Raw genomic sequence first — 12,574 nt, 5'->3', positions numbered from 1 at the left:
ATGAGCCCCGGGACGGTACCGGACGCACGGGGTGGCCGGGTACCGTGGACCCGGCCCGGACCACGGAAGACCGCAGGCCGCCCCGGGGACCGAGGACCGAAGGCATCGCGAGGAGCTTCAGGTGTTCAATGACATAGGACCGCTCGAGCTGGTGACGCTGATCGTCCTCGCCGTGCTCGTCTTCGGTCCGGACAAGCTCCCCAAGGTCATCCAGGACGTGACGCGCACGATCCGGAAGATCCGGGACTTCTCGGAGAGCGCCAAGCAGGACATCCGGCAGGAACTCGGCCCGGAGTTCAAGGACTTCGAGTTCGAGGACCTCAACCCCAAGACGTTCATCCGCAAGCAGCTGGACAACGACGACCTGGGGCTCAAGGAGATCCGTAACGGCTTCGACCTGAAGAAGGAGATGGCCGAGGTCGCGGACGCCGTCCACGGCCGCGACACCGACTCCCCGTCCTCCGCCCCGTCCTCCTCCGGTGGCCGTGTGGACATGACCAAGAAGCCCGAGGCGCCGGCGGCCGACGACCGCCCGCCCTTCGACGCGGACGCCACCTGAGCCGTCCGGCGCCGGGGCGTACGCCCCCGCGTACGTGATGTGTCTCATACTCCGCCCGGGCCCCGCACGGCCTGATCAGGGCGTCCGCACGGCCCACGCGCCGGGCGGTTTCCCAGCCTCCGACGTCAAGGTGGTTATGCTGCCGAGTTGTTGTGCGGAACGGACGAGTACGCCCGAAGGGGGGCGGGCCGCCCGGTCCGACGAGAGCGAGGAGGCGTCCGGCCACATGGAGACGACGAGTTCGGCAGTCGCGCAGGCGCCGGCCGCGGAGGGCGGAGAACCCGTTCCCTCCGCCCGGCGTACCGTCGACGGCTACCTGCGTGCGCCCTTCCCCTGGTACGGCCTCGACGAGGCCTTCACGGGGCGGCGCTGGCTGATGCAGGTCGGACTGGCGGCCGACGGGGCCGTCGAGCACGGATCGGTCGGGCACGGCGACGAGCCCTCGGTGCGCAGCGAGTACACGGCCGGGACCGACCAGGAGACCAAGGAGAGGTTCGCGGTCGTGGTGACCGTGGCCGCCAACCCGGTGCGCCGCAGCGCCGACGGCACCGGTCTGCTGGAGGCCACCTCGGTCTCCTCCGCCGCCTGGCTCGCCGGGGTGGGGCTGCTGTCCTTCACCTGGCCCGGCCAGATGGACCACTCCCTGCGCGACGACTGGCTGGACCAGCAGACGGAGACCGCGTGGGTCCTCGCGGACGACCTGGAGGGCGAGGACTGGTCGGCGCTGACCCTGCCCGTGGACGGGGTGCCGACGCCGTTCCACTACCGGGAGTCCGAGTTCGGCTGGGTGCTCGCCGGTTCCACGGCGGAGGGCGTGCACGTGGGCGCGTACGGCAGGGGGATGAGCGCGTACGGCCTCGGCTTCGCCGTGGTCAAGGACATCACCGCGTACGACGCCTGAGCGGGTACGTATACGGAAGGGCGCCGTCCGGCAGCGGACGGCGCCCTCGTGCGTGAGAGACCTCAGAACTTGTTGCGCGGGGTGATCCCCAGCGACATGCCCGACAGGCCCCGCTGCCGCCCGCCCAGCTTGCCGGCGATCGAGCGGAGCGCCGAGCCCGCAGGGGAGTCGGGGTCGGACAGCACCACGGGCTTGCCCTCGTCGCCGCCCTCGCGCAGCCGGACGTCGATCGGGATGGCGCCGAGCACCGGCACGGTCGCACCGGTCGTCCGGGTCAGGCCGTCGGCGACGGTCTGACCGCCGCCCGTGCCGAACACGTCGACCATCTCGCCGCAGTGCGGGCAGGGCAGCCCGGACATGTTCTCGACCACGCCGACGATCTTCTGGTGCGTCTGCACGGCGATGGAGCCCGCCCGCTCGGCCACCTCGGCCGCGGCCTGCTGCGGGGTCGTGACGACCAGGATCTCCGCGTTCGGCACGAGCTGCGCGACCGAGATCGCGATGTCACCGGTGCCGGGCGGCAGGTCGAGCAGCAGCACGTCCAGGTCGCCCCAGTACACGTCCGCCAGGAACTGCTGGAGCGCGCGGTGCAGCATCGGACCGCGCCACACCACGGGCGCGTTGCCCGGGGTGAACATGCCGATGGAGATGACCTTCACGCCGTGCGCCGACGGCGGCATGATCATGTTCTCGACCTGGGTGGGACGCCCGTCCGCGCCCAGCATGCGCGGCACCGAGTGACCGTAGATGTCGGCGTCCACGACACCGACCTTCAGCCCGTCGGCCGCCATCGCCGCCGCCAGGTTCACCGTCACCGAGGACTTGCCGACGCCGCCCTTGCCGGACGCGACCGCGTAGACCCGGGTCAGGCTGCCCGGCTTGGCGAAGGGCACCTCACGCTCGGTCTGACCGCCGCGCAGGGCGCTGGCCAGCTCCTTGCGCTGCTCGTCGCTCATGACGTCCAGCGTCACGTCGACCCGGGTGACCCCCTCGACCCGGGAGACCGCGTCCGTCACGCGCTGCGTGATCGTGTCCCGCATGGGGCAGCCGGAGACCGTCAGGTACACGGTGACCGCGACCGCCCCGTCCGCCCCGATCTCCACCGATTTGACCATGCCGAGTTCGGTGATGGGCCGGTTGATCTCGGGGTCGTTCACCGTCGCCAGTGCCTCGCGCACCGCGTCTTCCGTAGCCATACGGACGATGGTACGGCGCCGGGTACACCCGCCGGTAAGGACGTCAGCGGTCGTCTGCGTCACGTCCGGGCGGGTGTTCCGCCCGCATCGCCGGGAAAGTGCCCTGATGGTCCTTGTGGCCGTTCTGCCGTCCCTCCAGTTCCTTGACCATGTCCTGGAGCTCCGAGCGGATCCAGTCCCGCGTGGCCACCTCCCCGAGTCCGATCCGCAGGGCGGCGATCTCCCGGGTCAGGTACTCGGTGTCCGCGATCGACCGCTCGTTCTGCTTGCGGTCCTGCTCCAGGTTGACCCGGTCCCGGTCGTCCTGCCTGTTCTGCGCGAGCAGGATCAGCGGAGCCGCGTAGGAGGCCTGGAGCGACAGCATCAGCGTCAGGAAGATGAACGGGTACTCGTCGAAGCGCAATTCCTTCGGCGCGGACACGTTCCACACCACCCACAGGATGATGACGAACGTCATCCAGACGATGAACCGCCCGGTGCCCAGGAACCGCGCGACGCTCTCCGAGAGCCGCCCGAAGGCCTCCGGGTCCCACTCGGGCAGGAAGCGGCGCCTGGGAGGGCGCGGCTGGTCCAGACGGGGCGTGCGCGGCCGTCCGGCGGCCGTGGCGCCCGCCGGCACGCGCTCGCGCACGCCGTCGCGCTCAGGAGCCATCGGTCACCACCCCCTCGTCCTCGTCCTCGTCGAGGTGGAACTCGGTCTCCCGCCAGTCGTCGGGCAGCATGTGGTCCAGTACGTCGTCCACCGTCACCGCGCCCAGCAGCGACCCCGACTCGTCGACCACCGGCGCCGCCACCATGTCGTACGTGGCGAAGAACCCGGCGACCACGGGCAGCGCCGCGTCCGGGTCCAGGGGCTGGAGGTCGTCGTCGAGGATCGAGCCGACCAGCGTGTACGGGGGGTCGCGCAGCAGACGCTGGAAGTGGACCGTGCCCAGGTACTTGCCGGTGGGCGTCTCCTCGGGCGGGCGGCAGACGTAGATCTGCGCGGCGTGCGCGGGGGAGAGGTCCGGCTCGCGGATCCGGGCGAGGGCGTCCGCGACGGTCGCGTCGGGCCGCAGCACGATCGGCTCGGTCGTCATCAGACCGCCCGCCGTGTGCTCCTCGTACGCCATCAGGCGCCGCATGTCGGCCGCGTCGGAGGGCTGCATCAGGCTCAGCAGCCGCTCCTTGTCCGCCTCGGGCAGCTCGCCCAGCAGGTCGGCCGCGTCGTCGGGGTCCATGGCCTCCAGGACGTCGGCGGCGCGCTCCTCCTTCAGCTTGCCGAGGATCTCGATCTGGTCGTCCTCCGGCAGCTCCTCCAGGACGTCGGCGAGCCGGTCGTCGTCGAGGGCGGCGGCCACCTCCGCGCGCCGTTTGGGGGAGAGGTGGTGCAGGACGTTGGCGAGGTCGGCGGGGCGGAGCTGTTCGAAGGTGGCGAGCAGGTTCTCGGCGCCCTGCCCCTGCTCCTCCAGGGAGAACCCGGTGACCGCGGACCACTCGACGGTCAGCGCCTCGCCCTTGCCGCGCCGGAACGCGCCGCCCTTCTTCCCCTTGCGCACGAAGACCCGGTCGATCTCCCACTCGCGGCGGGCCGGGAGCTGATGCACCGACAGGTCCAGGACGGTGACCTCCTCGCCGCCCTCCACGAGCGTCACCCGCCGGTCGAGCAGCTCACCGAAGACGAGCCGCTCGGTGGGCCGCTGCTCGAAGCGCCGGACGTTGAGCACCCCGGTCGTGATGACCTGGCCGGACTGCACGGCGGTCACCCGGGTCATGGGCAGGAAGATACGACGGCGGGTGGAGAGCTCGACCACCAGGCCGAGCAGCCGCGGCGGACGCCGGCCCGGTCGCAGGATGACGACCAGGTCGCGCACGCGCCCCACCTGGTCGCCGGCCGGATCGAAGACGGCGACACCGGAGACGTGCGAGACGAAGAACCGGGGGGCTCCCCCTGCCATGGCCGCCACTCCTTTCCGTGCGGGGTCTTTCGTTGCCGTGCACTGCCTGCTGCGTCTGTTATCCGGATTGCCCGCTCGGGTGGGCTTCAGGCTAGCCCGTACCGATCATCCGTGCGCCGGCGACCGGTCCGGACGGACTGGCTCCGTTCGGACCGCCCGGCCCCGGTACCCTGCGGTACGCCGTTCAGGTCCCCCGTCAGAGAGGCAGCCCACCTGTGATTCCGATCTACCGGGGCCGTTCCCGCAGGGCCGTGCTGGCCGGCGCCGTGTGCGCGCTGCTCGTGACGGGGACGGTGCTCACGGGATGCTCCGAGGATCCGGACGAGGGCACCAACGGTGTCGGCAGACTGCCCGCCGACCAGATCCGGAGCAGATCCCAGAAGGCCGCCGAGTCGGCCGGCACCGTACGGCTGCACGGCACCGTGGTCACCAGCGGACGCACGTACACCCTGGACATGCGGCTGAAGGAGGAGGGCGGCATCGGCTCGGTCACCACCGGGGGCGAGACGTTTCGCCTGCTGCGGGTCGACGACGAGCTGTACCTGAAGGCCGGTGCCGAGTTCTGGGGGCACGAGGACGGCGAGGCGGACGACGGCAAGGCGGACGCGGCGGCGGCCGGCAAGCTCGCCGAGAAGTATGTGAAGGTGCCGCAGGACGATCCGTCGTACAAGAAGTTCATCGGCTTCACGGACAAGAATGTCCTCCTCGACGGTCTGCTGACCCTGCACGGCGAACTGGCCACGGACGGCCACCACGAGCAGTCGGGCGTCCGCACCATCCGCGTCACCGGCGACGAGGGCTCCGGCGGCACCCTGGACGTCTCCCTGGAGGGCAAGCCGTACCCGGTGCGCCTGGTGCGCGCCGGCAAGGCGGGCACCCTCACCTTCTCCTCCTGGGGCACCGACTTCGACCTGAAGGAACCGGCCAAGGACGAGACCCTCGACTACGGCAAGCAGCTCCCGACGTCCTGAGGGGCGCCGTCCGGGGACGACGGGGCGCGCCCCCTCCGGACGGGGCCCGCGGCCCCGGCCGGATCCGCACGGCACTCCCTAGGCCCGCCGCTTCCTCTTCTTGAGCAGCAGCCGGGGCAGTCCCGCCGGGACGGGGTGCCGGGTCGTCGCCGGTGTCGGCAGGGGGGACTCGGCCAGGGAGCCGTCGGGGAGCGGGGCCGTCGCCCCGGTCGGCTCCAGGCGCAGGACGCGGCACTCACGGGCCCAGCGCCCGGTCATCGCCTCGCCGTCGGGCGCGTTGAGCCGCTTGCCCTTGAGGTCGGCGACCGCCGCCTCCCACTCCCCGGAGCCCGGTGGCAGTTCCACGACCGTCGCCGTCCAGGAGACCAGCCGGCCGCCCTTGTCCTTGCTGCGGACCGTCACCTCGACGGAGGCGCCGTCGGCCAGCCCCGGCAGCGGCTGCTCCCCGGGCCCGTCGCCGACCACGCAGGCGGCACCCTCGTGCCATACGTGCCACAGCGCACGGGCCGCGGCGCCGGGCCCCTTGACCCAGACGAGGCCGGACTTCTTCGTGGCCTCCTCGATGAGGGCCCGGTCGAGCAGCGCACTTGTCATGGGTCCAGCCTATCCAGGCGCTCCCGGGGCGCTCAGAGCCAGCCGTTGCGCTTCAGCGTGCGGTGGATGCCCAGACAGAGGGCCACCGTGATCCCCAGGACCAGCGGATAGCCGTACTTCCACCGCAGCTCCGGCATGTGGTCGAAGTTCATCCCGTACACCCCGCACACCATCGTCGGTACGGCGATGATCGCGGCCCACGAGGTGATCTTCCGCATGTCCTCGTTCTGCGCCACGGAGGCCTGGGCGAGGTTGGCCTGGAGGATGGAGTTCAGCAGTTCGTCGAAGCCGATGACCTGCTCCTGCACCCGGGCCAGGTGGTCGGCCACGTCCCGGAAGTACTTCTGGATGTCCGGGTCGACCAGCCGCATCGGCCGCTCGCTCAGCAGCTGCATCGGCCGCAGCAGCGGCGACACGGCCCGCTTGAACTCCAGGACCTCACGCTTGAGTTGGTAGATCCGCCCGGCGTCGGTGCCGCGCGGGGTGCCCTTGCGGCCCGGCGAGAACACCTCCGTCTCGACCTCGTCGATGTCGTCCTGCACCGCGTCGGCCACCGCGATGTAGCCGTCCACCACATGGTCGGCGATGGCGTGCAGCACCGCCGAGGGGCCCTTGGCCAGCAGCTCGGGGTCGTCCTGGAGGCGGTGCCTGAGGGCCCGCAGGGAGCCCTGCCCGCCGTGCCGGACGGTGATGAGGAAGTCCCGGCCGGTGAAGCACATCACCTCACCGGTCTCGACGACCTCGCTGCTGGCGGAGAGCTCGTCGTGGTCGACGTAGTGGACGGTCTTGAAAACCGTGAACAGGGAGTCGTCGTAGCGCTCCAGCTTGGGCCGCTGATGGGCCTGGACGGCGTCCTCCACGGCCAGCGGGTGCAGGCCGAACTCCCCTGCGATCCCGGCGAATTCGGCCTCGTTCGGCTCGTGCAGACCGATCCACACGAAGCCTCCGTCGCGGCGCACCAGCCGCATCGCCTCGTGCGGGGTGAGCGGGCCGCCCTCGGCCGGCAGGCGGCGGCCGTCGCGGTAGACGGCGCAGTCGACGACGGCGGTGGTCGTCGCGGGGTCGCGGGTGGTGTCGTACGGGCCGCTCTCCTTGCGCAGCGAGACACGGGAGGAGGGACGGACCACGGCGCGCAGGTCGCGGATCATCGACATGGCGGGCTCCTTCGCGGGCGGGCAACGAAAGGCGCCGGAACGACGGGTGGAGCAACCCGGAATGAGGACGTCCTGGACTGCGGATGTTTGGCGCGTCCACAAAGCGGGGAGCACCGCACCGTCGCGGTGGCGGGCTTCGTCGCTGATACAGCTACTGGGGCAGATCAGGCGGAACGAAACAAAGTGCTCTTCCGATGGAGACGCGCGAACGAAAGGCGGGAGCCAGACAGGAGCAGCTACATCAGAGGGCGGAAGAGCGGGTGCTACTGCACGGTCGACTTCGGTCCATGCCAGCCCCACCTCCTCCGGCCGGTCCCCCGTGAGGGACGATCCACAATCCCCCTGGGGGATTCCTCCCTCTGGACGGGGAGTGTCACACAGGCGTTCGGGACGATCGGACGCTTCTGCGTGCTGCCCGAACCACCGGCCAAGCGTATCAGCCGACTGCCATGTCAAGGCTCTGCTTTGCCCGGTACTGACGAGTTCTATGCTCGCCGCATGGCTGATGTTCTTCCTCTGGTCGAGGCCCGGTTGCGTACGACGCTGGGCGAACCGGACGCCCGCGCGGCGGTCACCTTCCTGGGCACGGACCGCATCGAGGTGCTGCGCTTCCACGAGGGAGACCTCGTGCGCTACGCCACCCTCGGCATGTCCGCGCAGCCCATGACCGACCCCACGGCGGTGATCGCGGACCCGGTCAAGGGGCCGCGTGTCGAGCTGGTGCTGTCCGTCCGGGGCGGCGCGGCCGACACCGACAAGGTGCTCCGCCCGCTCGCCGTGCTCGCCGCGTCCCCGCAGGTCGAGGGCGTGGTCGTGGCCCCCGGCGCCTCGCTGGACGTGGGTGAACCGCTGTGGCCCGGTGCCCCGTTCACCTCGGTGCTGGTCGCCGAGCCGGGCGGCCTGGTGGAGGACCTGGAGCTCGACGAGCCCCTGGACCCCGTACGGTTCCTGCCGCTGCTGCCGATGACCCCGAACGAGGCCGCCTGGAAACGGGTGCACGGCGCCCAGGCCCTCCAGGAACGCTGGCTGAACCAGGGAACGGACCTGCGGGATCCGTCCCGCGGGTCCGTTCCGCTGGAGTGAGCGAGGTCACCAACGCACGCCGGATTCTGGTCAGTTGACGAAGGCGGTGACGCCGTCCTCGGCGGCGTGGCGCGGCTGGGGCTCCTGGGCCCCATGGACGAGCGCCCGGCGCCGTACGACGACCACCAGCGCGCCCAGCACCGCCGTGACCGCCGCGACCACGAACGGGACGTGGACGTCGGTCCACTCCTCGATCTTCGGCGCGAAGAAGGGCGCGGCGGCCGCCGCGAACCAGCGCACGAAGTTGTAGCCGGCGCTCGCCACCGGCCGGGGCGCGTCCGACACCCCGAGCGCCAGCTCGGTGTAGACCGTGTTGTTCACACCGATGAGGGCGCCGGACAGGACGGTGCAGACGACGGCCGTGGTGTGGTCGCCGTAGCCGAGGACGAGCACGTCCGCCGCGAGCAGCACCAGCGAGCCGCCCAGCACCTTCAGCGAGCCGAACCGCTTCTGCAACCGGGGTGCCACGAGCACCGAGAAGACGGCGAGCAGCACGCCCCAGGCGAAGAACACCGCGCCCGACCGGTACGGGGACATGTCCAGCACGAACGGCGTGAAGGCCAGCACGGTGAAGAACGTGTAGTTGTAGAAGAACGCCGAGACCGCCGCGGACGCCAGTCCGCCGTGTCCGAGCGCCCTGAGCGGGTCGAGCAGCGAGGTCTTGCGGGCCGGCTTCGGCTGCTCCCTCAGGAACACCGCGATGCACAGGAAGCCGACCGCCATCAGGGCGGCCGTACCGAAGAACGGGTAGCGCCAGCTCGCGTCGCCGAGCAGCGCGCCCACCAGCGGTCCGCAGGCCATGCCGAGGCCGAGGGCGGACTCGTACAGCAGGATGGCCGCCGCGCTGCCGCCCGCCGCCGCGCCGACGATGACCGCGAGGGCCGTGGAGACGAACAGCGCGTTGCCGAGGCCCCAGCCCGCCCGGAAGCCGACCAGCTCGCCGACCGATTCCGAGGTGCCGGACAGTCCGGCGAAGACCACGACGAGCGCGAGTCCGAGCAGCAGGGTCTTCCGGCCGCCGACGCGGCTGGAGACGAAGCCGGTCACCAGCATCGCGAGCGCGGTGATGAGGAAGTACGAGGTGAAGAGCAGGGAGACCTGCCCGGCGGTGGCGTCGAGGCCCTGGGCGATGGAGGGCAGGATCGGGTCGACGAGCCCGATCCCCATGAAGGCCACGACGGACGCGCCGGCCGTCGCCCACACGGACTTCGGCTGGCGGAGGATGCCGCCCGATCCCGTGTCGAAGGGGTCGTTGGGGTCGTCCATGGGTGCTCCAATCCCGGACAGGGAGCTGTTGATTGACTCATACACATAATAGATTAGCTACGCTAATTAATGCAATCTACATCTAGTTTCTCGCGTGGCCGGTTCCGCCCGGACGGGTGATCGTCCTTGACGTGGCGCGGCCGGGGTAGGACCGTGGGGCCCTATGAGGGGCGAACCCAGTTGCCCGAAGTGTGGTGGCCGGGTCAGGGCTCCCGGCCTCTTCTCGGATGCCTGGCAGTGCGCTGCGCACGGCACCGTGCACCCGATGCAGCCCGTGATACCGCCGAGCGTCGAGGCCCTCGAAGTCGCCGTGCGCCGCGCGAAGGTGCCGGTGTGGATGCCGTGGCCGCTGCCGGTGGGCTGGCTGTTCACGGGCGTGGCCAGCGCGGGCGACGACCGCAGCGGGGGCCGGGCGACCGCCGTCGCATGCACCGGGCCGGGACCGCTCGGCGGCATGGGTGAGCTCATCCTGGTCGCCGAGGAGCTCGGCGTGGGCCTCGGCGCGCGGTACGCGGGCGTCGACGGCCCGGACCCGGGGCCGTACATGAACGTCGAGAAGCCGCCCCAGGCCAAGGTGCTGGCCGCCGGCCGCCCGACCCCGCTCTGGCACGTCGCCAAGACACCGGACGACCGCGCCGTCTTCGCGGGCGAGGCGCTCGGAATGTGGCTGTGGGCGGTGGTGTGGCCGGAACAGTCGGGGCTGCTGATGTACGACGAACTGGTCCTCGCCGACCTGCGGGACGCGGGGGCCGAGGTGGAGCTGATGCCCTGCGGTGCGCTGTCACCGCGCCTGCTGGAGGCGTAGGCGTCTGGAGGCATGGACGCCTGGAGGTGCGGACGACTGGAGGTGCGGACGCCTGAAGGCATGACGCCTGGAGGTACAGATGCCGCACAGCGGGCTGGTAGGGGGCGCACGGCGGGTTCGGGTGTGACAGGAGACGTGTGAAAATCCGGTTATCCTGGAGCGTCCCCGTCCGTCCGTCACCGCTTGGAGTCATGCGTCGTGCGTATCGATCTGCACACCCACTCCACCGCGTCCGACGGTACGGACACGCCGGCCGACCTGGTCCGCAAGGCGGCCGCCGCCGGTCTCGACGTCATCGCGCTGACCGACCACGACACCACCCGCGGGCACGCCGAAGCGCTCTCCGCACTCCCGGCGGGACTCACCCTGGTCCCCGGAGCGGAACTCTCCTGCCGGCTCGACGGCGTCAGCATGCACATGCTGGCCTACCTCTTCGACCCCGAGGAGCCCGCGCTGCTCGCCGAGCGCGAGCTGGTCCGGGACGACCGGGTGCCGCGGGCCCAGGGCATGATCGCCAAGCTGAACGCGCTGGGTGTGCCGGTCACCTGGGAGCAGGTGGCGCGGATCGCCGGTGACGGCTCGGTGGGCCGCCCGCACGTGGCCAGCGCGCTCGTCGAGCTGGGCGTCGTGCCCACCGTGAACGACGCGTTCACCCGGGAGTGGCTGGCCGACGGCGGCCGGGCCCACATGGAGAAGCACGAGACCGACCCCTTCGAGGCCCTGCGGCTGGTCAAGAACGCGGGCGGGGTCGCCGTCTTCGCGCATCCCGCCGCGAGCAAGCGGGGCAGGACCGTGCCGGATTCCGCGATCGCCGAGCTGGCCGAGGCCGGCCTCGACGGCATCGAGGTCGACCACATGGACCACGACCCGGAGACCCGGGCGCGGCTGCGCGGCCTCGCGAAGGAACTGGGGCTCCTGGTGACCGGCTCCAGCGACTACCACGGCAGCCGGAAGACCTGCGTCCTCGGCGAGTTCATGACGGACCCCGAGGTGTACGGCGAGATCACGCGGCGCGCGACCGGGGCGTTCCCGGTGCCGGGGACCGGCGGAGTCTGAGGCTCCCCCCTTCCTCCCCGCACCCTTTTCACCTGTTCCCAGCAAGGCTGTCATGCTCGACGTCGCCGTCTTCGGCTCTCTCTTCCTGACCCTTTTCGTCATCATGGATCCCCCTGGGATCACCCCGATCTTCCTCGCCCTGACCGCCGGCCGGCCGGCCGCGGTGCAGAAGCGGATGGCCTTCCAGGCCGTCTGTGTGGCCGGTGGTGTGATCGCCGTGTTCGGGCTGCTCGGCCACCAGATCCTCGCCTACCTGCACGTGTCGGTGCCCGCGCTGATGATCGCGGGCGGGCTGCTGCTCCTGCTGATCGCGCTGGACCTGCTCACCGGCAAGACCGACGAGCCCAAGCAGACCAAGGACGTCAACGTCGCGCTGGTCCCGCTGGGCATGCCGCTGCTGGCCGGGCCCGGTGCGATCGTGTCGGTCATCCTCGCCGTGCAGAAGGCCGACGGCGTGGGCGGGCAGGTCTCGGTGTGGTCGGCGATCCTCGCCATCCACGTCGTGCTGTGGCTGGTGATGCGGTACTCGCTGCTGATCATCAGGGTCATCAAGGACGGCGGCGTGGTGCTGGTGACGCGCCTGGCCGGCATGATGCTCTCCGCGATCGCCGTGCAGCAGATCATCAACGGCGTCACCCAGGTGATCCGGGGCGGCTGAACCCGGCGCCGGACGCGCGGAGCCCCCGTACCGATGGCGGTACGGGGGCTCCGTGGCGTACGTCCTCGGGGCCCGGCCCGTGCGGCCGGCGTCCCGCGTGCTGCGCGTTATGAGGCCGGAGTGTCGGCCGGGCGGATCCACAGGCGCTGCCCGATGGCGGCGGCCTGCTGAACGATGCGGTTGACGGAGGCGGCGTCCACGACGGTGGTGTCCACGGGCGTGCCGTCGACGTCGTCGAGTCGCATGATTTCGAAGCGCAAGGGGCTTCTCCCTTCGTCTGGTCATCCTCCTGGAGGAGAACTACTCGGTGGGGCGGCGCACGGGCCGGTCGAGCCCGTGTTCCATGAAGGGTTCAACGGGATGTGTGAGGCAAACATTCCCTACGCTAAGGAAA

At 71.0% G+C, this 12,574-nt stretch carries 14 protein-coding genes; 7 read left to right on the top strand and 7 right to left on the bottom strand.

What is annotated here, in order from left to right; translation table 11 throughout:
• Window positions 1-121 precede the first annotated feature (121 nt).
• Together ACF1DX_RS05685 and ACF1DX_RS05680 are read left to right on the top strand one after the other, a co-directional pair.
• The gene (locus ACF1DX_RS05685; RefSeq protein ID WP_391789958.1) at window positions 122-559 is read left to right on the top strand and encodes a sec-independent translocase; all 438 of its coding nucleotides are present in this window, start codon (window positions 122-124) and stop codon (window positions 557-559) included.
• Between the two features lie 226 nt (window positions 560-785).
• Complete coding sequence (locus tag ACF1DX_RS05680) at window positions 786-1,460, top strand: hypothetical protein (RefSeq protein ID WP_391789957.1); 675 nt, start codon at window positions 786-788, stop codon at window positions 1,458-1,460.
• Window positions 1,461-1,522: 62 nt separating this feature from the next.
• Here ACF1DX_RS05680 and ACF1DX_RS05675 read toward each other — a convergent pair whose 3' ends face one another.
• Genes ACF1DX_RS05675 through ACF1DX_RS05665 form a run of 3 tightly spaced genes read right to left on the bottom strand, consistent with a single transcriptional unit; the run spans window position 1,523 to window position 4,593 of the window.
• Window positions 1,523-2,656, bottom strand: a complete 1,134-nt coding sequence (locus ACF1DX_RS05675) for an Mrp/NBP35 family ATP-binding protein (protein WP_006134540.1) — start codon at window positions 2,654-2,656, stop codon at window positions 1,523-1,525.
• A 43-nt stretch (window positions 2,657-2,699) separates the two neighbouring features.
• Window positions 2,700-3,308: a DUF1003 domain-containing protein gene (locus ACF1DX_RS05670; RefSeq protein WP_391789956.1), complete on the bottom strand. Its 609-nt coding sequence runs from the start codon at window positions 3,306-3,308 to the stop codon at window positions 2,700-2,702.
• A complete protein-coding gene (locus ACF1DX_RS05665; RefSeq protein ID WP_391789955.1) occupies window positions 3,298-4,593 on the bottom strand; it encodes a magnesium transporter MgtE N-terminal domain-containing protein in 1,296 nt (431 codons plus the stop codon). Before ACF1DX_RS05665 ends, ACF1DX_RS05670 begins: the two co-directional genes overlap by 11 nt.
• A gap of 215 nt (window positions 4,594-4,808) precedes the next feature.
• Here ACF1DX_RS05665 and ACF1DX_RS05660 point away from each other — a divergent pair, with 215 nt between their 5' ends.
• Entirely contained in the window at window positions 4,809-5,564 is a 756-nt protein-coding gene (locus ACF1DX_RS05660) for a hypothetical protein (protein ID WP_391789954.1), read from the top strand.
• 78 nt (window positions 5,565-5,642) lie between these two features.
• Here ACF1DX_RS05660 and ACF1DX_RS05655 read toward each other — a convergent pair whose 3' ends face one another.
• Together ACF1DX_RS05655 and ACF1DX_RS05650 are read right to left on the bottom strand one after the other, a co-directional pair.
• A complete protein-coding gene (locus ACF1DX_RS05655; RefSeq protein ID WP_391789953.1) occupies window positions 5,643-6,158 on the bottom strand; it encodes a hypothetical protein in 516 nt (171 codons plus the stop codon).
• A 32-nt stretch (window positions 6,159-6,190) separates the two neighbouring features.
• Window positions 6,191-7,312 carry a magnesium and cobalt transport protein CorA gene (locus ACF1DX_RS05650; protein ID WP_391789952.1) on the bottom strand — a complete coding sequence of 374 codons (1,122 nt, stop codon included), beginning with the start codon at window positions 7,310-7,312 and terminating at the stop codon, window positions 6,191-6,193.
• A gap of 498 nt (window positions 7,313-7,810) precedes the next feature.
• Here ACF1DX_RS05650 and ACF1DX_RS05645 point away from each other — a divergent pair, with 498 nt between their 5' ends.
• A complete protein-coding gene (locus ACF1DX_RS05645) occupies window positions 7,811-8,395 on the top strand; it encodes a suppressor of fused domain protein (protein WP_391789951.1) in 585 nt (194 codons plus the stop codon).
• Window positions 8,396-8,425: 30 nt separating this feature from the next.
• Here the strand turns inward: ACF1DX_RS05645 and ACF1DX_RS05640 are convergent, their stop codons facing one another.
• A complete protein-coding gene (locus ACF1DX_RS05640) occupies window positions 8,426-9,661 on the bottom strand; it encodes an MFS transporter (RefSeq protein WP_391789950.1) in 1,236 nt (411 codons plus the stop codon).
• A gap of 163 nt (window positions 9,662-9,824) precedes the next feature.
• Here ACF1DX_RS05640 and ACF1DX_RS05635 point away from each other — a divergent pair, with 163 nt between their 5' ends.
• The 3 genes from ACF1DX_RS05635 (at window position 9,825) to ACF1DX_RS05625 (ending at window position 12,180) form a co-directional block, all read left to right on the top strand.
• On the top strand, window positions 9,825-10,466 hold the full coding sequence (locus tag ACF1DX_RS05635) for a DUF6758 family protein (RefSeq protein ID WP_391789949.1): 642 nt from the start codon (window positions 9,825-9,827) through the stop codon (window positions 10,464-10,466).
• Window positions 10,467-10,664: 198 nt separating this feature from the next.
• Window positions 10,665-11,522, top strand: coding sequence for a PHP domain-containing protein (locus ACF1DX_RS05630; protein WP_391789948.1), 858 nt, complete (start codon window positions 10,665-10,667; stop codon window positions 11,520-11,522).
• A 52-nt stretch (window positions 11,523-11,574) separates the two neighbouring features.
• Window positions 11,575-12,180 (top strand): MarC family protein, encoded by a 606-nt coding sequence (locus ACF1DX_RS05625; protein ID WP_391789947.1) that lies wholly within the window; start codon window positions 11,575-11,577, stop codon window positions 12,178-12,180.
• A gap of 107 nt (window positions 12,181-12,287) precedes the next feature.
• On the opposite strand, the gene ACF1DX_RS05620 is transcribed toward ACF1DX_RS05625, so the two are convergent.
• Window positions 12,288-12,440: a hypothetical protein gene (locus tag ACF1DX_RS05620; protein ID WP_106979586.1), complete on the bottom strand. Its 153-nt coding sequence runs from the start codon at window positions 12,438-12,440 to the stop codon at window positions 12,288-12,290.
• Window positions 12,441-12,574 lie beyond the last annotated feature (134 nt).

Source organism: Streptomyces sp. NPDC014676 (assembly GCF_043084105.1).
GTDB lineage: Bacteria > Actinomycetota > Actinomycetes > Streptomycetales > Streptomycetaceae > Streptomyces.
Note: the sequence above shows the minus strand (reverse complement) of the source record. Positions and strands in the feature narration are given on the sequence as shown.